26 protein-coding genes are annotated in these 24,373 nt (G+C 68.8%); 19 read left to right on the forward strand and 7 right to left on the reverse strand.

Annotation, left to right across the window (positions count from 1 at the left end; all coding sequences use genetic code 11):
- Positions 1-16: 16 nt before the first annotated feature.
- Positions 17-1,591 (reverse strand): ABC transporter substrate-binding protein, encoded by a 1,575-nt coding sequence (locus tag GXW78_RS00760; RefSeq protein WP_211865161.1) that lies wholly within the window; start codon positions 1,589-1,591, stop codon positions 17-19.
- Between the two features lie 50 nt (positions 1,592-1,641).
- Complete coding sequence (locus tag GXW78_RS00765) at positions 1,642-2,331, reverse strand: GntR family transcriptional regulator (RefSeq protein WP_211865162.1); 690 nt, start codon at positions 2,329-2,331, stop codon at positions 1,642-1,644.
- Between the two features lie 101 nt (positions 2,332-2,432).
- Here GXW78_RS00765 and tcuA point away from each other — a divergent pair, with 101 nt between their 5' ends.
- From tcuA to GXW78_RS00790, 5 genes are all read left to right on the forward strand, one after another.
- Positions 2,433-3,830, forward strand: a complete 1,398-nt coding sequence (gene tcuA, locus GXW78_RS00770; protein WP_211865163.1) for an FAD-dependent tricarballylate dehydrogenase TcuA — start codon at positions 2,433-2,435, stop codon at positions 3,828-3,830.
- 5 nt (positions 3,831-3,835) lie between these two features.
- Complete coding sequence (tcuB, locus tag GXW78_RS00775; protein WP_211865164.1) at positions 3,836-4,954, forward strand: tricarballylate utilization 4Fe-4S protein TcuB; 1,119 nt, start codon at positions 3,836-3,838, stop codon at positions 4,952-4,954.
- A gap of 179 nt (positions 4,955-5,133) precedes the next feature.
- The gene (locus GXW78_RS00780; protein ID WP_211865165.1) at positions 5,134-5,748 is read left to right on the forward strand and encodes a M35 family metallopeptidase; all 615 of its coding nucleotides are present in this window, start codon (positions 5,134-5,136) and stop codon (positions 5,746-5,748) included.
- Between the two features lie 326 nt (positions 5,749-6,074).
- Positions 6,075-7,247, forward strand: a complete 1,173-nt coding sequence (locus tag GXW78_RS00785; protein WP_211865166.1) for a thiolase domain-containing protein — start codon at positions 6,075-6,077, stop codon at positions 7,245-7,247.
- Between the two features lie 5 nt (positions 7,248-7,252).
- A complete protein-coding gene (locus GXW78_RS00790; protein WP_211865168.1) occupies positions 7,253-7,651 on the forward strand; it encodes a Zn-ribbon domain-containing OB-fold protein in 399 nt (132 codons plus the stop codon).
- A 70-nt stretch (positions 7,652-7,721) separates the two neighbouring features.
- Here GXW78_RS00790 and GXW78_RS00795 read toward each other — a convergent pair whose 3' ends face one another.
- Positions 7,722-8,465, reverse strand: a complete 744-nt coding sequence (locus GXW78_RS00795) for an enoyl-CoA hydratase/isomerase family protein (protein ID WP_211865170.1) — start codon at positions 8,463-8,465, stop codon at positions 7,722-7,724.
- Positions 8,466-8,684: 219 nt separating this feature from the next.
- Here GXW78_RS00795 and GXW78_RS00800 point away from each other — a divergent pair, with 219 nt between their 5' ends.
- Positions 8,685-9,080: a CHAP domain-containing protein gene (locus GXW78_RS00800; protein ID WP_408904152.1), complete on the forward strand. Its 396-nt coding sequence runs from the start codon at positions 8,685-8,687 to the stop codon at positions 9,078-9,080.
- 4 nt (positions 9,081-9,084) lie between these two features.
- Here the strand turns inward: GXW78_RS00800 and GXW78_RS00805 are convergent, their stop codons facing one another.
- Entirely contained in the window at positions 9,085-9,732 is a 648-nt protein-coding gene (locus GXW78_RS00805; RefSeq protein ID WP_211865172.1) for a hypothetical protein, read from the reverse strand.
- Positions 9,733-9,899: 167 nt separating this feature from the next.
- On the opposite strand from GXW78_RS00805, the gene GXW78_RS00810 reads away from it, so the two are divergent.
- Positions 9,900-10,880 (forward strand): Bug family tripartite tricarboxylate transporter substrate binding protein, encoded by a 981-nt coding sequence (locus GXW78_RS00810; protein ID WP_211865174.1) that lies wholly within the window; start codon positions 9,900-9,902, stop codon positions 10,878-10,880.
- Between the two features lie 41 nt (positions 10,881-10,921).
- Here GXW78_RS00810 and GXW78_RS00815 read toward each other — a convergent pair whose 3' ends face one another.
- Positions 10,922-11,926: a TerC family protein gene (locus GXW78_RS00815; RefSeq protein WP_211865176.1), complete on the reverse strand. Its 1,005-nt coding sequence runs from the start codon at positions 11,924-11,926 to the stop codon at positions 10,922-10,924.
- Between the two features lie 365 nt (positions 11,927-12,291).
- On the opposite strand from GXW78_RS00815, the gene GXW78_RS00820 reads away from it, so the two are divergent.
- The 5 genes from GXW78_RS00820 to corA all read left to right on the forward strand — a co-directional run bounded on the left by GXW78_RS00820 (position 12,292) and on the right by corA (position 15,780).
- Entirely contained in the window at positions 12,292-12,558 is a 267-nt protein-coding gene (locus GXW78_RS00820; RefSeq protein ID WP_211865178.1) for a twin-arginine translocase TatA/TatE family subunit, read from the forward strand.
- A gap of 134 nt (positions 12,559-12,692) precedes the next feature.
- A complete protein-coding gene (locus GXW78_RS00825) occupies positions 12,693-13,304 on the forward strand; it encodes a methylthioribulose 1-phosphate dehydratase (RefSeq protein WP_211865180.1) in 612 nt (203 codons plus the stop codon).
- Positions 13,301-13,840, forward strand: coding sequence for a 1,2-dihydroxy-3-keto-5-methylthiopentene dioxygenase (locus GXW78_RS00830; protein ID WP_211865182.1), 540 nt, complete (start codon positions 13,301-13,303; stop codon positions 13,838-13,840). The genes GXW78_RS00825 and GXW78_RS00830 overlap by 4 nt, the downstream gene beginning before the upstream one ends.
- A 6-nt stretch (positions 13,841-13,846) precedes the next feature.
- A complete protein-coding gene (gene mtnC, locus GXW78_RS00835) occupies positions 13,847-14,539 on the forward strand; it encodes an acireductone synthase (protein ID WP_211865185.1) in 693 nt (230 codons plus the stop codon).
- 194 nt (positions 14,540-14,733) lie between these two features.
- Positions 14,734-15,780, forward strand: a complete 1,047-nt coding sequence (corA, locus tag GXW78_RS00840; protein WP_211865187.1) for a magnesium/cobalt transporter CorA — start codon at positions 14,734-14,736, stop codon at positions 15,778-15,780.
- Positions 15,781-15,928: 148 nt separating this feature from the next.
- On the opposite strand, the gene GXW78_RS00845 is transcribed toward corA, so the two are convergent.
- Both GXW78_RS00845 and GXW78_RS00850 read right to left on the reverse strand, forming a co-directional pair.
- Positions 15,929-16,987, reverse strand: a complete 1,059-nt coding sequence (locus GXW78_RS00845) for an LLM class flavin-dependent oxidoreductase (protein WP_211865189.1) — start codon at positions 16,985-16,987, stop codon at positions 15,929-15,931.
- 26 nt (positions 16,988-17,013) lie between these two features.
- On the reverse strand, positions 17,014-17,811 hold the full coding sequence (locus GXW78_RS00850; protein ID WP_211865191.1) for an enoyl-CoA hydratase/isomerase family protein: 798 nt from the start codon (positions 17,809-17,811) through the stop codon (positions 17,014-17,016).
- A 140-nt stretch (positions 17,812-17,951) separates the two neighbouring features.
- Between GXW78_RS00850 and GXW78_RS00855 the strand changes: the two genes are divergently transcribed.
- From GXW78_RS00855 to GXW78_RS00885, 7 genes are all read left to right on the forward strand, one after another.
- Positions 17,952-18,434: a MarR family transcriptional regulator gene (locus GXW78_RS00855; protein ID WP_211865193.1), complete on the forward strand. Its 483-nt coding sequence runs from the start codon at positions 17,952-17,954 to the stop codon at positions 18,432-18,434.
- Positions 18,415-19,563, forward strand: a complete 1,149-nt coding sequence (locus GXW78_RS00860; protein ID WP_211865195.1) for an HlyD family secretion protein — start codon at positions 18,415-18,417, stop codon at positions 19,561-19,563. The genes GXW78_RS00855 and GXW78_RS00860 overlap by 20 nt, the downstream gene beginning before the upstream one ends.
- Positions 19,556-21,145 (forward strand): DHA2 family efflux MFS transporter permease subunit, encoded by a 1,590-nt coding sequence (locus GXW78_RS00865; RefSeq protein ID WP_338147646.1) that lies wholly within the window; start codon positions 19,556-19,558, stop codon positions 21,143-21,145. The genes GXW78_RS00860 and GXW78_RS00865 overlap by 8 nt, the downstream gene beginning before the upstream one ends.
- Before the next feature lie 31 nt (positions 21,146-21,176).
- Positions 21,177-21,677: a GAF domain-containing protein gene (locus tag GXW78_RS00870; RefSeq protein WP_211865197.1), complete on the forward strand. Its 501-nt coding sequence runs from the start codon at positions 21,177-21,179 to the stop codon at positions 21,675-21,677.
- An 11-nt stretch (positions 21,678-21,688) separates the two neighbouring features.
- Positions 21,689-22,660, forward strand: a complete 972-nt coding sequence (locus GXW78_RS00875; protein WP_246521731.1) for a Bug family tripartite tricarboxylate transporter substrate binding protein — start codon at positions 21,689-21,691, stop codon at positions 22,658-22,660.
- Positions 22,661-22,724: 64 nt separating this feature from the next.
- Complete coding sequence (locus tag GXW78_RS00880; RefSeq protein ID WP_211865202.1) at positions 22,725-23,525, forward strand: crotonase/enoyl-CoA hydratase family protein; 801 nt, start codon at positions 22,725-22,727, stop codon at positions 23,523-23,525.
- A gap of 1 nt (position 23,526) precedes the next feature.
- Positions 23,527-24,372 carry an SDR family oxidoreductase gene (locus GXW78_RS00885; protein ID WP_211865204.1) on the forward strand — a complete coding sequence of 282 codons (846 nt, stop codon included), beginning with the start codon at positions 23,527-23,529 and terminating at the stop codon, positions 24,370-24,372.
- The last annotated feature ends 1 nt before the right edge of the window (position 24,373 follow it).

Below are 24,373 nucleotides of genomic sequence, written 5' to 3' on the forward strand. Positions count from 1 at the left end.
GATCGCGGCGCGCCGGTCAGCGCGCCGCGGGACGCGCGTAGTACGCGACCATCTGTTCGTCCATGCGCGGCGTGTATTCGATGCCGCGCCGCGCCGCGACCACGACCACCTGGTTGTAGAGCGGGATAAAGGGCACCTGCTCCAGCGATTCGCGGGCGACGCGCTGCAGCATCGGCTCGCGTTCCGCTCCGGTCTGGCCGATCACCTGCTGGATGATTCCGTCGAGCCGCGGATCGCTGAAGCCGCCGCGATTGCCCTGGCCGAACGCCGCATCCGGCACGCGCGTATGGACGCCCGTCGACAGGATGTAGGAAGCGTCGCGCGAGGACGACAGCGACAGGCCATAGAGCATCAAGGGCAGGTCGTTGCGGTTCGCTAGGGTGCGTGGGGAGAAGACGTTCCAGGGCTGCGTCTCGACGCGCACCTGGAAGCCGGCGCGCGTGAGCATCTGGCCGGCCGCCTGGCAGACCCGCGCATCGTTCACATAGCGGTTGTTGGAACAGCCGAGCGTCAGGGTGAAGCCGTTGGGATAGCCGGCTTCGGCAAGCAGCGCCCGGGCGCGCGCCGGGTCCGCGGCCGGCAGGGCGATGGACGGATCGTAGCCGCCGAACTGTTCCGGCACCATCTGCACGGTCGGGACGGCCTGCCCGTCCAGCGCGCGTGCCGCCAGCGCCTGACGGTCCAAGGCAAGCGAAAGCGCCCGCCGCACCCGCACGTCGCGCAGCGGATTGTGCGGCAATTGCTGACCGTTCGCGTCGGTCAGCAGCGGGAACTGGTCCAGCCGGACATTCGGCAGCAGGTACATGATCCGGTCGGAGTTGCGGCGGAAGACGCTGAGCCGCTGGTCGCGCTGCAAGCGCTCGACATCCGCCGGCGGCACGCTCTCCACGATGTCGACATCGCCGCTGAGCAGCGCCGCGAGGCGCGTCGCGTCATTGCCGATGACGCGAATGTTCACGCGCTCATACGCCGCCTTGTCGCCCCAGAAGGTATCGTTCCGGACGATCGTCATGCCTTCCTGGCCGCGCGCCTGTTCCAGCCGGAACGGCCCGGTGCCGATCGCGGCGCGGCCGCTGTTGAAGTCGGTGGTGCTCGCATTCTCGGCCGCGCGCTTCGACACGACGAAGATGTTGGTGAGCTGGCCGGGCAGGACCGGATTCACCTGGTCGGTGTGCAGGCGCACGACCAGCGGATTGACGATCTCGACGCGGGTGATGGTGCGCAGGTTCGAGCTGTAGGGGCCGGGGTTGTTCGGGATGCTCGGTACCCGCGCGATCGAGAAGGCGACATCCTCGGCCGTGAAGGGCGAGCCATCGTGGAAGGTGACGCCGTGGCGCAGCCGGAGCTCCCAGATGCGCGGCTCCACCATCTCCCAGGATTCCACGATGCCGGGGATGAAGCGGCTCTCCGGGTCGCGGTTGATCAGGCTGTCGTAGATGTGGCGCGCCGCAGCCATGTTCGGCCCGGCAAAGAGGAAATGCGGGTCGAGGCCGAACGGCGCCTCGACCGCCATGTTCAGGCTTTGCGCAGGCGCGCGCTCTGCGAGCCCGACCATGCATGCGGCGGCAAGAAGAAGCCGAAGGCGCGTCATCAGAATCTCCCGATCGATCGGCGCCAACCTTCGACCGGGCGGTCGCCCTGTCAATCCGGGCCGGCCGATCCTGGCGCTGCCAGTGGAACGCCCACCGTGCCCACCATCCAGGCAAGGCGATGCTTCTGCGCGGCGCGCGCGTGGCGGCGCGCGGTTGCTTCCGCCGCCTCGCCATCGCGTTCCTGGATCGCCTTCAGTATGGCGCGATGTTCCGCATGGGCCTGTTCCGCGCGGCCGTCGCGCGTCAGCAGCGTGGGCAGCAGCGACATCGTCGCGCCGAGCTGCTCCAGGCTGCGCAGCAGATAGCGGTTATGCGCGGCCAGATAGAGCAGGCCATGCAGCCGCTGGTTCTCGGCTGCCAGCGCCGAGGCATCGGCGAAGACGGCGGGTTCGCGCTCCACGATCTCCGCCATCGCCGCGATCTCGGTGTCGCTCGCGTGCTGGGCGGCGAGGCGGGCGGCCGCGCCTTCCAGGATCTCCCGCATGACATAGAGTTCGACCACCTGCTGATGGTCGGGCCGCGTCACGGTCAGGCCGCGGCGCGCCTCGTGGGTCAGCAGCCCTTCGGATTCCAGCCTTGCGATCGCCTGGCGGACCGGTGTGCGCGACACGCCGAAGCGGGTGGCGAGGTCGACCTCCGTCAGGCGTTCGCCGGGCGCCAGCGCGCCATCGCGGATTGCCTCACGGATGCGGGCGTAGGCGCTCTCGCCGCGGTCGCGGGTCAGGGGGCTGCCATCCATGGGGCGCAGCATACCAGTCCGGACGTACCCAGAACAACCATCTGGACTTCGCGGGATACATCTGTACACATCATGACAAATCCGAGTGGAGCCGCGAACGCATGGCCGATCTGAGCCAGACATTCGACGTCCTGATTGCCGGCGGCGGCAATGCCGCCCTGTGCGCCGCCATCACCGCCCGGCGGGCGGGCGCGACCGTCGTGGTCGCCGAGCATGCGCCGAAGCCCATGCGCGGGGGCAATTCGCGCCACACGCGCAATGTGCGATCCCTGCATCACGGCCCCACCGGCGTGCTGACGGAATCCTACCTCGAGGAGGAATACTGGGACGATCTGCGGCGCGTCACCGCGGGCAAGACCAACGAGCAGCTCGCGCGTGTCTGCATCCGTGCGTCCGAGGAAGCGCCCAAATTCCTCGAATCCTGCGGCGTGGTGTTCCAGCCGTCGCTGTCGGGCACGCTGTCGCTGTCGCGGACGAACGCCTTCTTCCTCGGCGGCGGCAAGGCGCTGATCAATGCGCTGTACCGCACGGCGGAAGAACTCGGCATCACCATCCTCTACGATACCGAGGTCCAGCATGTCGTCGTGAATGACGGCTTCGCGACCGAGGCGATCGTCTCCCATCGCGGCTTTCCCGCGACGATCAAATTCAAGGCGTTCATCGCCTCGGCTGGCGGCTTCCAGGCGAATCGCGAATGGCTGCGGCAGTATTGGGGCGACGCGGCGGACAACTTCCAGATCCGCGGCACGCCCTACGCGCAGGGCCGCATCCTGAAGGACCTGCTGGCGCAGGGCGTGCAGGAAGTGGGCGACCCGACGCAGTTCCACGCGGTCGCCAACGATGCGCGTGCGCCGATGGAAGATGGCGGCCTCGCCATGCGGCTCGATTGCGTGCCCTTCTCGGTCGTCGTGAACCGCGATGTCGAACGCTTCTACGATGAGGGCGAGGATGTCTGGCCGAAGCGCTACGCCATCTGGGGCCGCCTGATTGCCCAGCAGCCGGGGCAGGTCGCCTTCGCGATCAATGATTCGCAGGCGCAGATGAACTACCTGCCGCCGGTCTTCGCACCGTATCGCGCTGGTTCCATCGCCGAACTCGCCGCGCAGATCGGGCTGGATGCGGCGAAGCTCGAGAAGGTCGTCGCCGACTACAACGCTGCCGTGCAGCCCGGCACCTTCAAGGCGCAGTCGCTCGACGACTGCCGGACGGAAGGGCTGACCCCGCCGAAATCCCACTGGGCACGGCGGATCGACCAGCCGCCCTACTACTGCCACCCGCTACGGCCCGGCATCACCTTCACCTTCCTGTCGGTAAAGGTGAACGAACATGCCCGCGTGATGATGGCGGATGGCAAGCCATCCGGGAACATGTTCGCCTCCGGCGAGATCATGTCCGGCAACATCCTGGGCCAGGGCTATCTGGCCGGCTTCGGCATGGCGATCGGCACGGTGTTCGGGCGGCTCGCCGGCGCCGGCGCGGCATCTCTGGTGAGGAACTGATCCCCATGGCCCAGGAATCCCAGGCCGTCGTCGATGCGCGCCGTTTCATGGATGTCTGCAATGCCTGCCGGTATTGCGAGAGCTACTGCGCCGTCTTCCCCGCCATGACGATGCGGCGGAGCTTCAGCGAGGGCGACCTGACGCATCTCGCTAATCTCTGCCACGGCTGCAAGGGCTGCTACCACGCCTGCCAATACGCGCCGCCGCATGCCTTCGGCATCAACCTGCCGGCGACCTTCGCGGAGATCCGCCAGGAATCCTACGCGGCCAACGCCTGGCCGGCCGGGCTCGGCCGGCTGTTCGAGCGCAACGGGACGCTGGTGTCGCTGTTCGCATCGCTCGGCGTGGCGCTGGCGCTGATCCTCGCGGTCGCGCTGCAGGACCCGACGGTGCTGTGGTCCGCGCAGCGTGGGGCAGGGGCCTTCTTCCGCGTCGTGCCGCACTGGCTGATGATCACGCTCGGCGTCGCGACCTTCGGCTTCGCGATCGTCGCGATGGCGATCGGCGCCCGGAACTACATCCGCTCGACCGGCGGCGCCGGCGGGGCCTTCGCCACGGGGCCTGCCGTGGAGACGGCATCCGACATCGCCACCATGCGCAACCTCGGCGGTGGCGGGCATGGCTGCAACGATCTCGACGACAGCTTCTCGATGCGCCGGCGCTGGCTGCACCAGGCACTGATGTACGGCTTCCTGCTGTGCTTCGCGGCCACCTGCACCGGCACGATCTACCACTACGTCTTCGGCTGGATGTCGCCGCATTCCTTCTTCTCGCTGCCCGTGCAGTTCGGCTTCTGGGGCGGCCTGCTGATGATGGTCGGCGCGGCGGGGCTGATGCAGGTGAAGATCGTCACCGACCCCGGCCCGGTCTCGACCAAGGTCGCGGGCGGCGAGTTCGCCATGCTCGGCCTGCTGTTCCTGATCGCCGCGACGGGTGAGCTGCTGCTCGCGGTGCGGCACACCGGGGCGATGGGCATGATGCTCGCCATCCATCTCGGGCTGGTCTTCGCGTTCTTCCTGCTGATGCCCTATTCCAAGATGGTGCACGGCCTGTATCGCGGCATCGCGCTGCTGCGGAACGCGCAGGAGAAGCGGCGGATGACGCCGGTGGCGTCAGGCGGCTGAGAGCAACGGCACGAGGCTTTGCCTCGTGCCGACGCCGCGAATGCGGCGCGCCGGCAGTCCGGCCGACGGTCGAAACATTGGACCGCCGGTGTGAGTCCCGCCTGAATCATTTCAGCGCCGGCCCGGTTCCGACGCTGCATTCTCCCTCTGCCAACACGATCCCCCCGAGGCAGAGAGAGATGCGCAAGACCCTTCCCATCGCCGCCGCCCTTGCCGCGCTGACGCTCGCGTCGCTCCCGGCAGCCGCGCAGGGCGTGAAGGGCCAGGAGCGCCAGGTGCTGTCGCAATCCGGCGCCTGCTCCGACGAACAGCGCGTGGTCATCCGCCGCGCCTTCGCCGATGCCCGTCAGATGACGAATGCCTCCATCGCCGCGCTGACGCTGGAGCCTGAGGCGACCCGCCCGCACCTGATGCGCTTCTTCGGCCGTAACCCGGCCGGTGCGATCGCCAAGAACTTCCGCGCCATCTCCATCGGCCTGGATCAGCGCGAAGCCCGCCTGACCTACGAATGCAACCGGGCCGACGGGTGCCGTGGCCAAACCTTCGCCTATGTCCGCTGGGGCGGGAATGCGCGGGAAGTCATGGGCGTCTGCCCGACCTTCTTCCGCGCCCAGCGCACCGGCCAGGACAGCCAGGGCGGCATCATCCTGCATGAGATGAGCCACCTTGCCCTGGGCACGCGCGACCATGCCTACCAGCCTGCCCGTGTCGAGGCGCTGGCCAAGGATGACCCCGCTGCCGCGCAGATGAATGCCGACAGCTACGAATACTTCGCCGAGTTCCTGCCGCGCTGAATTGCCCCCCAGCCAGGCAGCGAAGCCCCGCCGGGTCCCGTGCAATCCCGCACGGACCCGGCGGGTACTTTTTTTGACGCCCTCAAACGGCGGGCGCTGGCCATCCGTCCGGCTTGCCTTCGCGCCATGCGCTGGTGCGCTGGGGGCAGCGGTCGGTCTGGGCGCGGTCGCGCTGTGCGCTCCCGGATCGCGGCGTGGCCGCGATCCGTTCTTCCGCTTGAACGCCCAATGAGCCGACCGAACGGTCGGGCGCCCCCCTCGACAGGCGGCCATTCCGCTGCTTCCCTGCGGCCCGACTGGAACCAGCAGGAGGAACCGCCCCCGCCATGAGCATCAACGGCGCAGCCTATATCGTCGGGGCCTTCGAGCACCCGACGCGCAAGGCCGAGGGCCAATCGGTCGCCCAGCTCCATGCCGAAGTCGCCTTCGGCGCCCTGCAGGATGCCGGCCTGTCCAAGGACGACGTCGACGGCTTCTTCTGCACCGGTGCCGCCCCGGGCCTCGGGCCGATCAACCAGGCCGACTACATGGGCCTGACCAAGCTCCGCCACGTCGATTCCACCGACATGGGCGGCTGCTCCTACGTCATGCATGTCGGCCACGCCGCGCAGGCCATCAAGGAAGGCCGCTGCAACGTCGCGCTGATCACGCTCGCCGGCCGGCCGCGCGCCGAAGGGATGGCGACCGGCACTGTGCCGCGGTCCTGGGCACCGAACATCCCGGACGATCCGTTCGAGATCCCGATGGCGCGCACCGTCGTGACCTCCTACGCGAACGTCGCCAGCCGGCACATGTATGAATACGGCACGACGTCGGAGCAGCTGGCCTGGATCAAGGTCGCGGCCTCCACGCATGCCCAGTACAACCCGCACGCCATGCTGCCGAAGGTTGTGACGGTCGAGGACGTGGTGAATTCGCCGATGGTGGCGGACCCGCTGCACCGGCTCGATTGCTGCGTCATCTCCGATGGCGGCGGCGCGCTGATCGTCGCGCGTCCGGAAATCGCGAAGTCGTTGAACCGCCCGAAGGTGAAGGTGCTCGGCTGCGCCGAGGCCACCAAGAACCAGGGCGGCGGCGCGATGGACCTGACCTATTCCGCGGTGAAGCAGTCCGGCGCGGCAGCCTTCGCCGAGGCCAAGGTCACGCCGAAGGACATCCAGTACGCCTCGATCTACGACAGCTTCACCATCACGGTGCTGATGCAGATCGAAGACCTGGGCTTCGCCGAGAAGGGCAAGGGCGGCGCCTTTGTCGCCGACGGCAACCTGATCTCCGGCGTCGGCAAGCTGCCCTTCAACACCGATGGCGGCGGGCTGTGCAACAACCACCCGGCGAACCGCGGCGGCATGACCAAGGTGATCGAGGCGGTGCGCCAGCTCCGCGGCGAAGCGCATCCGAAGGTCCAGGTGCCCGGCTGCAAGCTGGCGCTGGCGAACGGCGTGGGCGGCCTGCTCGGCCACCGCCACGGCGGCGCCACCCTCATCATGGAGCGGGAGTGATCACCATGGCGACCCCAGCAGCCAACCGCGCCATCCCGGCGCCGAAGGAAGACCCCACCACCAAGCCGTTCTGGGACGCCGCGCGCGCCGGCAAGTTCCTGATCGGGCTGTGCAAGGATACCGGCAAGCACTTCTGGTATCCGCGCGGCTGCTCGCCCTTCACGCTGTCGAACAACGTGGAGCTGGTCGAGGCGAAGGGCACGGGCACGATCTACTCCTTGACCGTCATGCGGTCGAAGGAGCCGCATGCGCCGGCCTATGTCGAACTGGACGAAGGTCCGCGCATGTTCACCAACATCGTGGATTGCGACCTCGACGCGCTGAAGGTCGGGCAGAAGGTGAAGCTCGTCTTCAAGCCGACTGAGGAAGGCGGCGCCCCGGTGCCGATGTTCACACCGGCCTAAGTGTCGTCGGAGGGGGGCGCTGCCCCCCTCCGGATCTCTCCTTACCGAAGCCGCGGCGGATTGTTCGCCGTCACTTCCGCTGCATGGCGGCCCGGTACGCCGCGACCCGCGCCACGAGCCCCGGCCGAGCCACGGATCGCGCCAGCGCCGCCAGATCGGCATCGTCGTCCACCCGTCGCGTCCGGCCATGGAGCGCGGCAACCGTCGCCGCATCGAGGCGCTTGGCCGCCGCTCGTGCGGCCGTGACCGCGCCATCCACTGCCGCAGCCTCGATGATGTCCGTGACCAGGCCCAGGGCCTGGGCGCGCTCCGCTTCCACCGCCGCGCCAGCCAGCAACAGCCGCCGCGCCGCCGCGTCCCCTACAAGTCCGGCGAGCCGCCCCGTGCCGAGCACCAGCCCGAAGGCTGGCCCCGGGAAGGCGAAGCTCGTGCCGGGCAGGGCGACCCGAAGGTCGCAGGCGGCGAACAAGTCTGCGCCGGCGCCGAAGACGCGCCCACTGGCGACGGCCATCGTCGTGACCGGCAAGCCGTGGATGCGCTGCAGCAGCAACTCGATGCGGATGATGCGCAGCGCCAGCTCACCATCCGTGATCGTGCCCAGGTCAGCCAGGTCGAGGCCGGTGCAGAAGTTCCTGCCCTGCGCGCGCAGCACGATCATCCGCGCGCCGGCGCCGATGGCATCATCCAGTGATGCCTCGATCGCGCCCACCATCTCGGCGCTCATCGCGTTGCCGCGTTCGGGGCGGGCGAGCCACAGCATCGCTACCCCGTCCTGGATCTCGCTGACCACCGCCGGCGTGACATGCCCGTCCATCGATCAGTTCCTTCTTATGCACAGCGCGCGGCCGCGCAGTTCCTGCTGCGCGGCCAGACCGAGTCGTGCTAAGTAGAATACAGGGGAATCAGGGGGTTCGGGATCGTGCTTCGCATGGTCGCGATGCTGGCGGCCTTGGCACTGGGGGCCTGTGGCAGCACGCGCGGCACGGCGCCGGGGGGCGCTGTGCCAGGATACTCGGGCGGGAATGTTTCCTGCGTGCCCTACGCGCGTGCGCGTAGCGGCATCGACCTGTCCGGCGACGCCTGGCAGTGGTGGGACGCAGCGGCGCAATCCGGGCGGTATGACCGGTCGCCCCGGCCGCGCGCCGGATCGGTGCTGGTGTTCATGCGGACCCAGCGGAACCGCACGGGGCACCTGTCGGTGGTGACGCGGGTGGTTTCGGCGCGGGAGATCCGCGTCGACCATGCCAACTGGGCCTCCGGCGGCAATCGCGGGCGCGTCGCGCGGGACCAGCCCGTGGTCGATGTCTCGCCCGACAACGACTGGTCGCTCGTGCGCGTCTGGTATCCGCCGGTCAGCGGGCTCGGCCGGTCGAACTATCCGACCTTCGGCTTCATCCATGGCGGCCGGCTGATGGCCGCGGCGCACTGAGCACCTACGGTGCCGCGGGCGCGTCCGAGGCCAACCGTGCCTGCCGTCGCAGCCGGTCCAGCCGCGCCAAATCCTCGTCCTGTTCGCTGCGCATCACCAGACCGGCCGGATCGCAACTGCTGTCGGGCTGGGCGCGGCAGCGCTCATCCGCCAGGGCGAGCTGCGCGGCGCGGCTGGCCAGGATCGCCTGGCGGCGGCCTTCGAAGAACTCGCTCCGCATCTCGTCGGTGGCGAAGACCGCCGGCACCATCGCAACGGTGATCTGGCCCGGGTATCGCATGGTCCGCGCCGAGGCGAGGCTGAAGACGGTGGCAGTGGCACCAATGATGCCGTTCGGCGCCATGCGAAACACCGCCGGGTCATCGGCAGGACGCATCAGCACGGCGGTCTCGAGAAAGCCCTCGGCCTGACAGCGGACTTCCAGCACCGCATGGGACCGAGGCAGTTGCACCGTGCCGGGCGCCGCCGGCACGCTCGCGACCTGCCGGTCGCCGCGATGGACGGCGCATTGCGCGCCGGCCGGGTCGGACGCGATGGCGGTTTCGCCGTTCCAGGCAGGCTGCGGATTTGCTGCGCGCAGCGATGCGTTCAGGGCCGCGGTGGCGCAGCCCGCCAGCGCGGGTAACAGGAGGAGAACCGATCCCAATCGCATGGATGCAGTCATGGGTTGTGCCCCGCACGCGTGAATGCTCGCCCATGGTGTATCGCCGACGGCGCACGGCCGGCGCAACCCGCTTGAGCCAGGGCTGGACCTTGGGCCTTGGGCGGGCATAGGAGTGCCTCCCCGGTCGCCGCCTTGCTCCGTTGGAGGAGAACGCCATGACACCTACCCGCCGCGGCCTCGTCGCCGGTCTGCCTGCTGCCCTTCTGGCTCCGTCCGTGTCGCCGGCGCAGGAAGCCTGGCCCGACCGGCCGGTGCGCTTCGTGGTGCCCTTTCCCGGCGGATCCAGTCCCGACCTGACGGGACGGGTGGTGTCGGAGCACCTGTCTCGGGCGCTTGGCCAGCCGGTGGTGGTGGACAACCGCGCGGGCGCGGGCGGCAACATCGGCACCGAGGCGATCGCCAGGGCGACGGACGGCCACATCATCGGCCTGTCGATCAACGGGCCGCTGTCGACAGCGCCTGCGCTGTATCCGAACCTGCCCTACGATCCGCTGAAGGACCTCATCGCGGTGTCGCTGCTGGTGCGCGGGCCGCAGTTCCTGGTCGTGAACAACGATCTGCCGGTGAATGACCTGCCCAGCTTCCTGGCGCAGGTGCGCGCGAATCCGGGCAGGCTCGCCTTCGGTTCCGTGGGGTCGGGGTCGGGCGGGCATCTGGGGATGCTCGACCTGCTGGCGAGGTCCGGCGGGCTGGACATGCTGCATGTCGCCTATCGCGGCTTCCCGGCGGCGACGCTGGACCTGGTGGCCGGGCGCATCCAGGCGATGATGGTCACCACGGCCGCCGTGCTGCCGCAGGTGCAGGCCAACCAGATCCGCCCTATCGCGGTGACCTCGGCAAGCCGTTTTCCGGCGACCCCGCAGGTGCCGACCCTGGCGGAGCAGGGGTTGGCGAACGCCGAATCCTATGGCTGGCAGATCATGGTCGTGCCGTCCTCCACGCCGCCGGAGCGCGTGGCGCGGCTGGCGGCCGAGACGCAGCGCGGCCTGCGCGAGCCGTCTGCCCGCCAGCGGCTCGAAGGGGCGGGGTTCGAGGTGATGGCGACGTCGCCGGCCGAGGCGGCCGCCTTCCTGAAGGAGGAGACGGACCGCTGGGGCGGCATGATCCGCCGCCTCAACATCCGGCTCGACGGCTGACGGCCGGTTCGGCCGGGGGCGAACCCCCGGCCGAGGGGAGGTCAGCCGGCCGCCGCGGCGTCGTCCCGGCGGGTCTTCCACAGGGACCAGAGCACGCCGCTCGCGATCATCGATAGGGTCACGCCGAGCGAGATCGCCGGATCGACTTTGCCGACGATCTGGTTCCAGAAGATCTTGCCGCCGATGAACACGAGCACCAGGGCAAGCGCGTACTTCAGGTAGTGGAAGCGGTGCACCATCGCCGCCAGGGCGAAGTAGAGCGCCCGCAGGCCCAGGATCGCCATGATGTTCGCCGTGTAGACGATGAAGGTATCCGTGGTGATGGCGAAGATGGCCGGCACGGAATCCACGGCGAAGACCAGGTCCGCGATGTTGATGACCACCAGGGCGAGGAATAGTGGCGTCGCCGCCCGTACCATCCTGCCGGTCTTCGGGTCCGGCTCGCGGACGAAGAACTTCTGGCCATGGAGCGCATCCGACACGCGCATGTAGCGACGCATGAATCGGACGATCGGGTTCTTCGAGATGTCCTGCTCCCCTTCCGGCACCACCAGCATCTTGATGCCCGTGGCGATCAGGAAGGCGCCGAACAGGTAGAGCACCCAGCCATACTGCTGCACCAGCGCGGCGCCCGCGGCGATCATGATGCCCCGCAGGACGATGACGCCGATGATACCCCAGACCAGTGCCCGATACTGATACGCGCGGGGAATGGTGAAGTAGCCGAAGATCAGGCTGATGACGAAGACGTTGTCGATCGACAGCGCCTTCTCGATGAAGAAGCCGGTGAAGAAGGCGACGCCCGCGTGGGTGCCGTCGCTCGTCGTGAGCGAACCCGCGTCATACGCCCACCAGATGCCGGTACCGAACAGGGTCGCGAAGCCGATGTAGAAGGCCGAGAGCCACAGGCTCTGGGCGATCCCCATTTCCTTGTCCTTGCGGTTCAGGACGCCGAGGTCGAAGGCCAGCAGCGCCAACACGATCGCCAGGAAGCCGCCCCACATCCACAGGGGCTTGTCCAACCATTCCGCCGACAGGAATTCCATCCCTGACGTGCTCCTCTCTGGCGCGGCCCGATACCAATTGCAGGCCATGCAGAGAGGGCCCGGACCGCGCGGTTTCCCACGCGATCCGACATCACGGCCGCCGCCCACCATTAGGACGCACGCCGCCAGAGGGGCCCGGATCGAGGCCAGAAGTGGCGACAGGCGCCTCCACTGTCAAGCGGAACACGCAGCGGGATGGCCGCGCTGCGATCGTGAAGGGCGGAAGGTGGGGCGCCCATTGCGCCGATCGCCCGAAAGCGCCATCTCCATTTGCACGGGGGCGGCGGTCCTTCTAGGTTGCCGCCCGTTCATGCGGATTTGCCCGGCGCACGAGGCGGCGGGCCCTTCGGGATTGAGGCGTCACAATGGGTTCCTTCAGCATCTGGCATTGGCTGGTCGTGCTGCTCGTCGTGCTGCTGCTGTTCGGCAGCGGCAAGATCAGCGGCCTGATGGGCGACCTGGCCAAGGGCATCAAATCGTTCAAGCAGAACATCAAGGAAGACGAGAAGGACGCCTCGATGGAGGCGCAGGCCCCGGCACAGCCGCCGGCGGGCAACATTCCCGGCCCGCAGCAGGGCACGGCTTCCGCAACCCAGGCGCAGCCGCAGCCGGGCAACCGCCCGGCCGCCTGACCGGGCAGGCTACACCTCCGACAAAACCGGCCTGCCGTCCCTGCCCCAGCTGCCCTTACCGGCGCGGGCGGGGAGGTGGGCCGGCCTCGTCTCGGGATCACGCTGAGCGGGCGGGCCTGCGGGAAGTTGTCGCGATGACCTTCGATGACGCCGCCCTGACCATTGCGGCTTCCGGGCGCCACATGGACGCGAAGGGCTGGGTGCCGGCCACGGCGGGCAACATTTCCATCCGGCTCGGGCCGGAGGACATCGCCATTACCCGGTCGGGCCGGCACAAGGGCCAGATGGTGCCGGCCGACGTGATGCTGGTGGACGGGGACGGTGCGTCACGGGAAGCAGGCGCGCGGCCGTCCTATGAGACGCTGTTGCATTGCGGCATCTACCGCCGCTTCGTCGAGGCCGGTGCGGTGCTGCATGGCCATTCCATCGCCAACACGGTGCTATCCCGCCGGGCGGGTGCCAGCATCCGCCTCGCCGGCTATGAATTGCTCAAGGCGTTCCCGGGCGGGCCGACGCACGACACGGTGGTCGACCTGCCGGTGCTGGACAACGACCAGGACATTCCGCGCCTGCAGCGTGCCGTGGATGCGCTGTGGGATGATGCGCCGGATGCCCCGCCGGGCTATGTGATCCGCGGCCACGGCGTCTATGTGTGGGGCGCCGACATGCATGCCGCCATGACACGGCTGGAGGCGCTGGAATTCATGCTCCTCTGCCACCTGGAAGAAGGGAGGCATTCCCGATGAGCCTGTTGACCATCCGCGACGCCGCCACCGGCGCCGAGACGCTGAAGACCGATGACCCCAAGCTGATGGCCGAGGCGCTCGGCGCCATCGGCGTGCGCTTCGAACGCTGGCCCGTCGCCGCGCTGCCCGAGGGTGCGGATGCCGATGCCGTGCTCGCCGCCTATCGGCCGCAGCTCGACGCCTTCCTGCGGGAGAGCGCCGCCGGCACGGCCGACGTCATCCGGCTGACCGCCGACCATCCGCAGAAGGACGCGATCCGCGCGAAGTTCCTGTCCGAGCACATCCACACCGAGGATGAGGTCCGCTTCTTTCACGAGGGCGCGGGCAATTTCGTCATGCATGTGGACGGCAAGATCTACGACGCCCATTGCACGGTTGGCGACCTGATCTCGGTGCCTGCCAACACCAAGCACTGGTTCGATGCCGGCGCGGTTCCGCATGTGACGGCGCTGCGCGTCTTCACCGACACGACCGGCTGGACGCCGCATTACACCGGCAGTGACATCGCCGGGCGTATTCCGGTCTCGGTGGGCTAAAGGTTCATGGCGCTGTCCTGCGTCCTGACCGACATCGAGGGCACGACCAGCGCCATCGCCTTCGTGAAGGAGACGCTGTTTCCCTTCGCCGAGGCCGAGCTCGACGCCTTCCTCGACGCGCATGAGGAAGAACCCGAGGTCGCCGCCGTGATGGCCGAGGTCCGCGAGATCGCGAGCCAGCAGGAGCCGCGTTCGACGCTGCGGATGTGGATGGCGGAGGACGCCAAGGTCACGCCCCTCAAGACGCTTCAGGGCCTGATCTGGCGCGCGGGCTATCTCGACGGGCGGCTTACGAGCCATCTCTATCCCGATGTGCCACCCTGCCTGCGCGCCTGGTCCAAGGCCGGGCTGCGGCTCGCGGTTTATTCCTCGGGCTCGGTCGCGGCGCAGAAGCTTCTGTTCGGCCACACCGGAGCGGGCGACCTGACGCCGCTGTTCGCGGGTTTCTTCGACACCAAGGTCGGCGGGAAGCGGGAGGCCGCGTCCTATGCCACCATCGCCGCGGGCCTGTACCTGCCGGCCACCACCATCCTGTTCCTGTCGGATATCGCGGAGGAACTGGATGCAGCGGCGGCAGTCGGGCTCCAGACCTGCCAGTTGGTGCGCGAGGCGGACGGCACGCAAGCCACCGACCGTCACGCCTGGGAACCGGATTTTCCTGGTGTCGCACGACGGTTCGGACTGCCGGTTCCCGGCTGAGGAACGCTCGCCCATCGACGCCGTCCTGCCGCATGCCCATATGGCAAGGGCGTAGCCAGGGGCCATTGCCGCAGCCGCGCGGATGTGGCGACCGGAGGGTGCGCCTTATCTTGACCTGTAATGCCCTTCGGCTTGGCGCCTACCGCGATCAGCGTCTAGAAGCCGGTTGAGGCCCACAGCGGAGGTTTACCGTCATGCTCACGACCTGGACGGTCGAGGACGGCCGTTGTCGTGTCCGCGAGGGCGCCGTTTCAGACGTCACCGCCGCGCTGCCTGCGCCCGAGCTTCGGGCCGCGGCCTCGGCCGTTGCCGAGCCCGAAAGCCTGCGCCACGCCGTTTGGATCGACCTGCTCAATCCGACGCCGCAGGAAGAACATGCGGTCCAGGACGCGCTGGGCATCGAGATCCCGACGCGGGAGGAGATGCAGGAGATCGAGAGCTCTTCGCGCCTCTATCGCGAAGAGGATGCGCTGTTCCTGACCGCGAGCTTCCTCTACGGCGTCGAGGTCGGCGAGTACGCCTCGACCCCCATCACCTTCGTACTGACCAATACGGCGCTGATCACGGTGCGGTACGCGACGCCCAAGGCGTTCAGCACCTTCGGTCTGCGGGCGCAGCGCCAGCCGGGGGCGGTGCTGACCTCGCCCGACGGGGTGATGCTGCACCTGTTCGAGCAGATCGTGGACCGGCTGGCCGATGTGCTCGAGCGGATCGGTGGGGACATGGACCGCTCCAGCCAGCGTTCCTTCCACGCCGCCCGCGCCAATATCAAGGCGAACCGGCGGGACGAGCAGCTCAAGTCGACGATCATCGTGCTCGGCCAGGTCGGCGAGGTCACGAGCCGCATCATCGAGACGCTGATCGGCCTGACGCGCATCCTGACCTTCGTCGGTGCCGAAAAGGGCGCGGCGGTGCGCAAGGAGAACCAGGTCATCCTGAAGACGCTGGTGCGCGACGTGCGGTCGCTGGTCGATCATGCGAACTCGCTCAACGGCAAGGCGCAGTTCCTGCTGGATGCGGTGCTCGGCCTGATCAACATCGAGCAGACCGGCATCATCAAGACCTTTACCGTGGCCTCGGTGGCGCTGATGCCGCCGACCCTGATCGCGTCGATCTACGGCATGAATTTCGAGACGATGCCGGAACTGAAATGGGCGGAGGGGTATCCGATCGCGCTGCTGATGATGATCGTCAGCGCGATCCTGCCGGTCCTGTACTTCCGCCGTAAGGGCTGGCTCTAGTCCGCTTCGCGCACAAGGGCGGGTTTCGGCACGCTTCCCGCCCGTACTGCCCCGCCACCAAGTTGAGGTTTGCAAAGGCCCTTCGGCCTTTGCTGGGGTGGCTTGGAGGGGCAAAGCCCCTCCAATTCCGTCAGCGAAGTATCCGCGGTCAGCCGCTGCCGAGGCGCGACCGCACGCGGGGCATGACCTCGGCGGCGAAGCGGCGCATCTCAGCCTCGAAGGGCTGGAACTGCAGCATGAAGGTCTCGATGCCGGTCTGGTGGAAGGCGGCGATGCGCTCGGCCACCTGGTCGTAGGTGCCGACGAGGCCGGCGGCGGTGCCGCCATTCGTGCCGAGGCGCGGCGACTTCGCCATGGTCCGGTGCATCACCGTCGCGGGGTCGATGTGGATGGCCTGGCGGGCCAGCACCGGCTTGTCGAGCTCGGCGAGGGTCGCGAGCCGTTCATAGGCGGCCAGCGCCTCGTCTTCCGTGGCGCGGGCGATGACGAAGGCGGACAGGCCGTAGCGAAGCGGCGCGCCGCTGCGCGGCCGGCGCGCGACGTCGGCGATGAGTGCTGCGACATCCTCGATCGGCTGACCGTTGATGAACCAGACATCGCCGCGCGCCGCGGCAAGCGCGCGGGCCGGTTCGGATTCGCCGCCGATGTAGATGCGGGGCCGCGCGCGTGTTGATGCGCGCGGCACGATGACCGCCTCCTGCACCTGGAAGTGCGGGCCGCGGTGGTCGACGCGCTCGCCGCGCAGCAGGGGCTCGACGACCGACAGCCATTCATCACCGAGCGTGTAGCGGTCGTCATGCTCGGGGAAGGGCAGGCCGGACTTGTCCATCTCGGCCCGGTTCCAGGCGTTCACCAGGTTGATGGCGAAGCGCCCGCCGCTGATCTCCTCGATCTGCAGCGCCATCTTGGCGAGCACGACCGGGTTGTAGAGCAGCGGCTTGATCGCCGTGATGATCTCGATGCGGCTGGTGATCCCGGCGAGGGCGGCCGAAGCCGTCCACGCTTCGAGCTGGCCCTTGGTGGGATCATAGGGATTGAAGGTGTGTTGCGCGACCAGCGTGCTGTCGAAGCCGAGCGCTTCGGCTTCGAGGATCAGGGCGCGGTTGCGCGACCAGGAGGCATCGAAGGGCTCCTCAGGGTCCTGCCGCGCGGCCCGGCTGCCATGGACCAGGGCCCAGATTCCGAAGCGCGGCGGGGCATCCGTCATGTTCGGTTCCTTCGATGCCGCGCCGCTCAGTCTTCTCCCAACTGGGGCATGCGATAGCGATCCTGCGGGTCGTTCCAGCCCTTGAAGTTCGGTGCGCGCTTCTCGGCGAAGGCGGCGCGGCTCTCGAGCAAGTCGTTCTTGTCGCCATGCTCGTGCAGGGCGGCCGCGAGGTCGCGCTGGGCCTTGGTCGGCTGCGGCCGCATCCGGCGCATCATGTGCACGGTGTTGACGCGCGACGCCGGCGGCAGGGTGAGCAGGTGGTTCGCCATCTCGATCGCCGTCGGCACGACCTGGTCGGGTTCCACCAGGCGGTTGACGAAGCCAAGCTGGTGGAAGCGTTCGGCGGTGAAGCGGAAGCCGAGCGCCATTTCCATCGCGACCGGATAGGACAGGTTGGCGAGGTGGCCGTGATTGTAGCCGCCGAGCAGCCAGCGCTTCGCTTCCGACACTTCGAAGATCGCGGTGTTCGCGGCCACGCGCAGATCGGTGCGTTCCACCAGCATGAAGCCGCCGCCCATGGCGAAGCCGTTGACCGCGGCGATGACCGGCTTCTCCAGAGCGCCGGTGGCGAAGGGATCCTCGATGTCGAGCTTCTTGCCGCCCGGCGTCTTGTTCGCCAGCGTCTCCTTCATGTCCTCACCGGCGCAGAAGGCGCGGCCGGTGCCGGTCAGGATCGCGACCTCGAGCGTGTCGTCCCGGCGGAAGTCGATCCACGTCTCCGCAAGGGCGACGCGCAGTTCCTGGTTCAGGGCATTCAGCCGTTCGGGGCGGTTCATCCGCACCACGAGCACCTGGCCGTGGCGTTCGGTCTCAACAACGGGCATCGGTCGTCTTCTCCTCCGGCGGCCCCGTCGGGGGCATTGCGGCCAGCATGAAGGCTTTACGCGGCTTGTCGAGCGCTGGCCGGTCATTTCCTTAGCAATCTATCTATTCGCCGCCTATCGGACGGGTCTAGCATGGCCCGATGCCCGACGGGTCGAGCCTCGCCCAGGTGCGATGGGAACTCGGCGTCGCGATCGCCCAGATCGCGCGACGGTGGCGGGCGACGCTCGATCAGCGCATCGCGCCGTTTGGGCTGACCGAGGCACGCTGGCTGGTGCTGTTGAGCCTTGCGCGGCGCGGCGACGGCATTCCGCAGAAGACGCTTGCCGCAAGGCTGCGGATCGAGGCGCCGACGCTGGTCCGCACGCTCGATTGGCTGGAGCAGGAAGGCTTCGTGGAGCGGCGCGCGATCGCCGAGGACCGCCGCGCCAAGACGATCCACCTGACCGGCACCGCGCGCCCGGTGGTGCGGCGCATCGAGGCGGAGGCGGCGACCGTGCGCGGCGAGATACTGGCGGGAATCCCGGAAGAGGAACTCGCCCTGTGCCTGGCGGTGCTGAAGCGCGTCGCTGCCGGACTGGAAACGGCCGAGGAGGGTCCGAAGGATGGACGTCGGGCCGGGTAGTACGCAGTCGCCGACGGCCTTGTCGGTTCCCGCAGCGCGCGGCGCGGCGCGGCGGCGGCTGCGGATGGCGGCGGCGGCCGTGGTGCTTCTGGCCGTGCTCGGTGGCGCTGGGGTGTGGATCCATCGGCAGGTCACGACGGTCTTCGTGGATGACGCGCGCATTGCCGCGGACATGGTCACGCTCGCGAGCCGCCTGCCGGGATGGGTGACGGAGATTCGCGTCATCGCCGGCGATACCGGCCGCGTCGGCGAAGTGCTGCTCCGCATCGACAGCCGTGAGGCGGAGCTGGCCCTGGCCGAGGTCGATGCGCGCCTGGCCGGGCTGGTGGCGCGGCACGCGGAACTCGAAGCCCGGCTGGCCATGGTCGATCGCCAGACCGGCACGCAGGAGGATGCGCAGCGCGCCCGGCTGGAAGCGGCGCGTTCGCAATTGCCGGCCGCCGAGGCGGAGCGCGTCTTCGCCGAGGGCGAGTTTGCCCGGGCGGTGCAGCTGATGGGAACAGGTAGCGGGACGCGGCAGCGCCACGAACAGACGCGCGCCTTGCTGGAGACCGCGACGCATCGTGTCGCGGCCGTCGCGGCCGAGATCCGCAACGTGGAAGCGCAACTCGCCAATGCCGGCGCGGCGCGGGAGGAGCTGACGGTACTCCGCCGCCAGCTCGACGCCATCGAGCCGCTGCAGCGCGAGCTCGCGGCGCAGCATGAGCGCATCCGGCTGGAGATTCGCGACCGCACCATCGCGATGCCGTTCGACGGCGTGGTGGATCGCGTCTTCGTCGATGCGGGTGAATATGTGACGCCGGGGCAGCGCCTGCTGATGGTGCACGACCCTGCGCGGGTGCGCGTCGAGGCGAATGTGAAGGAAACAGAGATCCGCTACTTCCGCCCGGGTGCGCCGGTGCGGCTGCGCGTGGATGCCTATCCCGGCCGCCGCTTCGACGGCGTGGTCGAGCGTGTCGGCGGAGCGGCGACGAGCGAGTTTGCGCTGCTGCCGAGCCCGAACCCATCCGGCAACTTCACCAAGATCACACAGCGCCTTCCGTTGCGGATCGCGCTGGCTCCCGGTGTCGCGGACGGCCTGCTGCGCCCCGGCATGATGGTGGAGGTCGAGGCGCCGGCGCGTGAGTGACGCCGTCCTCGGGCCGTCGCGCGGCAATCGTTGGGCCGGACCCGGCATCGCTGAGCTGCAGGCGCGCTGGGGGCCGTCCTATCGGCTGCTCGTCACTTTCGCCGCGATGATCGGGACCATCGCGACCATCCTGTCCGCCACCATCGTCAATGTCGCCCTGCCGCAGGTGATGGGCGCCTTCGGCATCGGGCAGGACCATGCGCAGCTGATCTCGACCGCCTTCCTGGCGGCCGTGACGGCGACGATGCTGCTGAATGGCTGGCTGGTGGACAGTTTCGGCTGCCGGCTGACCTATGCGGTCGCCATCGCGATGTTCGTGCTGGGGTCCGTCGTCTCGGGTTCCGCGCCGAACGAGGGTGTGCTGATCGTCGGACGCGTGATGCAGGGTGCGGCGGCCGGCATGGTGCAGCCGCTCGGCATGCAGATCATCTTCCAGGTCTTCCCGGCGGAACGGCGTGGCTCGGCGATGGGACTCTATGCCGTGGGGGTCGTGTTGGCGCCGGCCCTGGGGCCGACGCTGGGCGGCGTCATCGTCGACGGTTTCGGCTGGCGGGCGATGTTCTTCATGGGCGTGCCCTTCGCGCTGTTCGGGCTGCTGCTCGGCCTGGTGTTCCTGCCCGGGCCGACGCCGGGCGCCGGGCCTCGGCGGCGCTTCGATGGGCCGGGCTTCGCGTTACTGGTGACGGCGCTGCTGGCGCTGCTGACGGGTCTCGCGAGCGGCCAGCGGGAGGGATGGGGCTCGAACCGCGTGATGCTGGAACTCGGCATCGCGGGGGCGGCGGCCATCGGCTTCGTGCTGTGGGAACTGCGCACCGATGCGCCGATGCTCAATCCACGGCTGTTCGCGGTGCGTGGCTTCGCGTGCTCGGCCGCAGTCGGGCTGGTCTATGGCGCGGCGCTGTTCGGATCGACCTATCTGGTGCCGCTGTTTGTCCAGACCATCCAGGGCTACACGGCGACGCGGGCGGGCTTGCTGCTGATGCCGGCAGGGCTTGCGATGGTGCTCGTCTTCCCGATCGCCGGGCGGCTGGCGGATCGGTTGCCGCCCTATGCGCCGATCGGCGTCGGGCTGCTGCTGTTCGGTTCCTCCATGCTGCTGATGACCGGCGTGGGCACCGACACGCCGTTCTGGACCTTCGCCTTGTGGATCCTGGTGGGGCGCATCGGCTTCGGCCTTGCCATGCCGAGCATGAATGCCGGTGCGCTGCGCGCGCTGCCGCAGCGCTGGGTGGGGCAGGGATCGGGGGCGGTGAACTTCGCGCGGCAGTTCGGCGGGGCGCTGGGCGTGAACCTCTTGTCGATCAGCCTGGAGCGGCAGACGCAGTACTACGCACAGGCGCTGACAGCGACGCAGGATGGCGGGCCGGCGACGCGCGAATTGCTGCGCCAGGTCGAGCTGCTGCTCGCCCAGGACGGCGTCGCGGAGGTGACGCGGGGGGCAGCGGCGCAGGACTACCTAGCGCAGATGCTCCTGTCCCAGGCAAGCATGCTTGCATTCCGCGACACGTTTCTGCTGATTGCGATCGCGTGCCTGCTCGCGCTGCTGCCCGTCGTGGTCATGCGCCGGCGATCCGCCGGGTGATGTTCCGGTGCCGGTGAAGTATGTGTTGGCCATGACCCGCCCCGACCCTTTGCCGTCCCTCCGCCGCGCGGCCGACGCGCTCGCCGCGGCAGGCCAGGCGGATTCCTTCTTCGTTGCCTTGCAGCAGGCAATGGGGGAGGCGATCGGCCACCGCCTGTTCACCATCATGCGCCATGACCCGGCGGCCGGTCGCAACAGACGCGCCTTCTCCAGCGATCCGGCGGCCTATCCCGTCTCCGGCTACAAGGCGGTGAACTGGGACCATCCCTGGACGCAGCGCGTGCTGGTCGAGGGTCAGGCGTGGATAGGGCGCGACGCAGCCGACATCGCCTGGGCCTATCCCGATCATCAGACGATCGCCGGCATGGGGCTTGCCAGTGCGATGAACCTGCCCGTGCGCTGGGATGGCCGCACGCTCGGGGCGGTGAATCTCCTGCATGGTCCGGGGCACTTCACCGATGCCGATGCCGCCATCGGCACGCTGTTCGCTGCTCTGGCCGTGCCGGCGCTGCTGGCGGTCCGGATCGATTGATGGAGCAACCGATGACGACGCTGCGCCGCCGCAACCTGCTTCTCGCCGCACCCGCCATTCCGCTGACGGCCCCGGCCCTCGCACAGGTGCCGTTCACGCGGCCGATCCGCCTGATCATCCCCTGGGCACCGGGCGGCACGACCGACATCCTCGGCCGGATCGTCGCCGAGCCGCTCGGCCAGGCGCTGGGCCAGCCGGTGCTCGTCGAGAATCGCACTGGGGCGAGCGGCAACATCGGTTCCGATGTCGTCGCCAAGGCTGCGCCGGATGGGCACACGCTGCTGTTCGGGTCGATGTCCACACACGCGATGAACCATGCGTTGATGCGGAGCATGCCGTTCGACGGCGTGGCGGATTTCACGCCGCTCGCGATGCTGGGCTTCGCGGTGAATACCATGGTGATCCATCCGACGGTGCCGGCGCAGAACCTGCCGGACTTCATTGCCTACGCGCGCGCGAATCCGGAACGGATCGCCTATGCCTCCGCCGGGCCCGGCTCCACGAACCATCTATCCGCCGCGCTGCTGGAGAACATGACCGGCATCCGGATGGTCCATGTCCCCTATCGCGGCGGTCAGCCGGCCGTGACCGATACCGTGGCCGGCCAGACCCAACTGCTGTTCAGCGCCGCCACGCAGACTATGCCGCATGTCGAAGCCGGGCGGCTGCGGCTGATCGCGGTAACGGAGGCGACACGCTGGTCCCGTCAGCCCGAGGTGCCCACGGTCGCCGAGGTCGTGCCGGGCTACGAGATGGCGGTCTGGTACGGAGCCTTCGGGCCGAGGGGCATGGACATCACCTTGCAGCAGCAGATCAACGCCGCCCTCAATCGAATCATGGCGCAGCCCGCCATCAAGGAAAGGCTGGGTGGCATGGGTGTGGAATGGGCGCCGGAATCGACGGATGCCTTCGCCCAGCGCCTGCGTGCGGATGCTGACAAGTGGGGCGCGCTGATCCGCCGTCTCGGTATCGAGGCGTCCTGACCGCGGCTTGCCGATGCCAAAAGCGCGCCGCATCCTGCGCCCCGACAAGAATGGGAAACCGCCGATGGATGCGCCGCTGAAGGTCGAGATCGAGGAGGGCATTGCCCTTCTCACCATGAACCGCCCGGAGTCGCGCAATCCGCTCGATCCGGAGATGCAGGACGCGCTGCTCGACACACTGTCCTCGCTGGATGCGGGGCAGGAGGTACGCGTCGCGATCCTAACCGGCGCCGGAACGGCATTCTGCGCTGGCGGTAATGTGCGGCGCATGGGTGAAGCGGCGAGTGGGCCCCAGGAGCGCACGGCTGCACAGGCGCGCGGCTATTATCGCTGGGGCATTCAGCGCATTCCCAGACTGCTGGAGATGTTGGAACTGCCGGTGATCGCCGCGGTGAATGGTCCGGCGATGGGGGCGGGATGCGACCTCGCCTGCATGTGCGACCTTCGCATCGCATCCGAGAGCGCGCGCTTCGCCGAGAGCTTCGTGAAGCTAGGCATCATCCCGGGCGATGGCGGCGCCTGGCTGCTGCCCCGGGTGGTCGGCTTCGCCAAGGCGTCTGAGATGGCGCTGACAGGCGATCCGCTCTCGGCGCAGGAAGCGCTGGCCGCCGGCCTCGTCTCGAAGGTGGTGCCGGATGCCGAGTTGATCCCCGCGGCGCGGGCACTCGCCGCCCGCGTCGCGGCGAACCCGCCCCAGGCGGTGCGCATGGCGCGACGCCTGCTGCGCGAGGCGTGGAACAACCGGTTGGACACGGTGCTGGAGATGTCTTCGGCGATGCAGGCGGTCGCGCACACCACGACGGACCACAAGGAAGCGCTGGCCGCGATGCGCGAGAAGCGCAAGCCCAGCTACACGGGCAGCTGACATGGCCTTCGCCCCCGGCTTGCTGCAGGGACGACGGGCGCTGGTCACGGGCGGTGGCACCGGGCTCGGGCGCAGCATCGCGCGACGCTTCGTGGAACTCGGCGCGTCGCTCGCCATCTGCGGCCGGCGCGGCGTGGTGCTGGAGGCTACGGCGGAGGCTTTCCGTGCCGAGATTCCGGGCGCCGACGTCACCACGCATGTCTGCGACATTCGTGACCCGGCGGCGGTCGAGGCGATGCTCGACGACGTTTGGCGCGCGGCGCCACCCGACATTCTAGTCAACAACGCCGCCGCGAATTTCCTGGCGCAGACGCACAAGCTGTCGGGACGTGCGGTGGACGCGGTGCTCGGCACCACGCTGCACGGCGCGGCTTATTGCACCATCGGCTGCGGGCGGCGCTGGATCGAGGCCCGGCAGCCTGGCGTCGTGCTGTCGATCCTCACGCTTTCGGCGTTGCAGGGTGGGGCCTTCACGGCGCCGTCGGCGATGGCGAAGGCGGGGCTGCTCGCGATGACGCAGAGCCTTGCGGTGGAGTGGGGCCCACATGGCATCCGGCTGGTCGCCATAGCACCAGGGACCTTCCCGACCGAGGCCGCCGTCGCACGGCTGCGCCCGGGCGGCGTCGACCATAGCGGTGTGCCTCTGCGCCGCGCCGGGAAGCATGACGAACTGACGGATCTCGCCGCCTTCCTCGTCTCCGACCACGCCGGCTACATCACCGGCGAATGGGTGGTCGCGGATGGCGGGCGCCGGCTGCTCAGCGGAGCGCGGGCCGGCGCGCAGGAGATGCTCGACTGGACCGACGAGCAATGGGCGCAGCAACGCGCCCGCACGCCGGCCCGGTAGC

It is taken from the genome of Neoroseomonas terrae, from assembly GCF_018129025.1.
GTDB classification, from domain to species: Bacteria; Pseudomonadota; Alphaproteobacteria; order Acetobacterales; family Acetobacteraceae; genus Neoroseomonas; species Neoroseomonas terrae.

Coding starts and splice junctions, on each gene's coding strand:
- GXW78_RS00780 (WP_211865165.1), top strand. CDS start 5,134: ATGCGCAAGACCCTTCCCATCGCCGCCGCCCTTGCCGCGCTGACGCTC.
- GXW78_RS00785 (WP_211865166.1), top strand. CDS start 6,075: ATGAGCATCAACGGCGCAGCCTATATCGTCGGGGCCTTCGAGCACCCG.
- GXW78_RS00815 (WP_211865176.1), bottom strand. CDS start 11,926: ATGGAATTCCTGTCGGCGGAATGGTTGGACAAGCCCCTGTGGATGTGG.
- GXW78_RS00845 (WP_211865189.1), bottom strand. CDS start 16,987: ATGACGGATGCCCCGCCGCGCTTCGGAATCTGGGCCCTGGTCCATGGC.
- GXW78_RS00855 (WP_211865193.1), top strand. CDS start 17,952: ATGCCCGACGGGTCGAGCCTCGCCCAGGTGCGATGGGAACTCGGCGTC.
- tcuB (WP_211865164.1), top strand. CDS start 3,836: ATGGCCCAGGAATCCCAGGCCGTCGTCGATGCGCGCCGTTTCATGGAT.
- GXW78_RS00830 (WP_211865182.1), top strand. CDS start 13,301: ATGAGCCTGTTGACCATCCGCGACGCCGCCACCGGCGCCGAGACGCTG.
- GXW78_RS00880 (WP_211865202.1), top strand. CDS start 22,725: ATGGATGCGCCGCTGAAGGTCGAGATCGAGGAGGGCATTGCCCTTCTC.
- GXW78_RS00790 (WP_211865168.1), top strand. CDS start 7,253: ATGGCGACCCCAGCAGCCAACCGCGCCATCCCGGCGCCGAAGGAAGAC.
- GXW78_RS00805 (WP_211865172.1), bottom strand. CDS start 9,732: ATGCGATTGGGATCGGTTCTCCTCCTGTTACCCGCGCTGGCGGGCTGC.
- GXW78_RS00760 (WP_211865161.1), bottom strand. CDS start 1,591: ATGACGCGCCTTCGGCTTCTTCTTGCCGCCGCATGCATGGTCGGGCTC.
- GXW78_RS00825 (WP_211865180.1), top strand. CDS start 12,693: ATGACCTTCGATGACGCCGCCCTGACCATTGCGGCTTCCGGGCGCCAC.
- GXW78_RS00810 (WP_211865174.1), top strand. CDS start 9,900: ATGACACCTACCCGCCGCGGCCTCGTCGCCGGTCTGCCTGCTGCCCTT.
- GXW78_RS00875 (WP_246521731.1), top strand. CDS start 21,689: ATGACGACGCTGCGCCGCCGCAACCTGCTTCTCGCCGCACCCGCCATT.
- mtnC (WP_211865185.1), top strand. CDS start 13,847: ATGGCGCTGTCCTGCGTCCTGACCGACATCGAGGGCACGACCAGCGCC.
- GXW78_RS00885 (WP_211865204.1), top strand. CDS start 23,527: ATGGCCTTCGCCCCCGGCTTGCTGCAGGGACGACGGGCGCTGGTCACG.
- GXW78_RS00820 (WP_211865178.1), top strand. CDS start 12,292: ATGGGTTCCTTCAGCATCTGGCATTGGCTGGTCGTGCTGCTCGTCGTG.
- corA (WP_211865187.1), top strand. CDS start 14,734: ATGCTCACGACCTGGACGGTCGAGGACGGCCGTTGTCGTGTCCGCGAG.
- tcuA (WP_211865163.1), top strand. CDS start 2,433: ATGGCCGATCTGAGCCAGACATTCGACGTCCTGATTGCCGGCGGCGGC.
- GXW78_RS00860 (WP_211865195.1), top strand. CDS start 18,415: ATGGACGTCGGGCCGGGTAGTACGCAGTCGCCGACGGCCTTGTCGGTT.
- GXW78_RS00870 (WP_211865197.1), top strand. CDS start 21,177: ATGACCCGCCCCGACCCTTTGCCGTCCCTCCGCCGCGCGGCCGACGCG.
- GXW78_RS00850 (WP_211865191.1), bottom strand. CDS start 17,811: ATGCCCGTTGTTGAGACCGAACGCCACGGCCAGGTGCTCGTGGTGCGG.
- GXW78_RS00765 (WP_211865162.1), bottom strand. CDS start 2,331: ATGGATGGCAGCCCCCTGACCCGCGACCGCGGCGAGAGCGCCTACGCC.
- GXW78_RS00795 (WP_211865170.1), bottom strand. CDS start 8,465: ATGGACGGGCATGTCACGCCGGCGGTGGTCAGCGAGATCCAGGACGGG.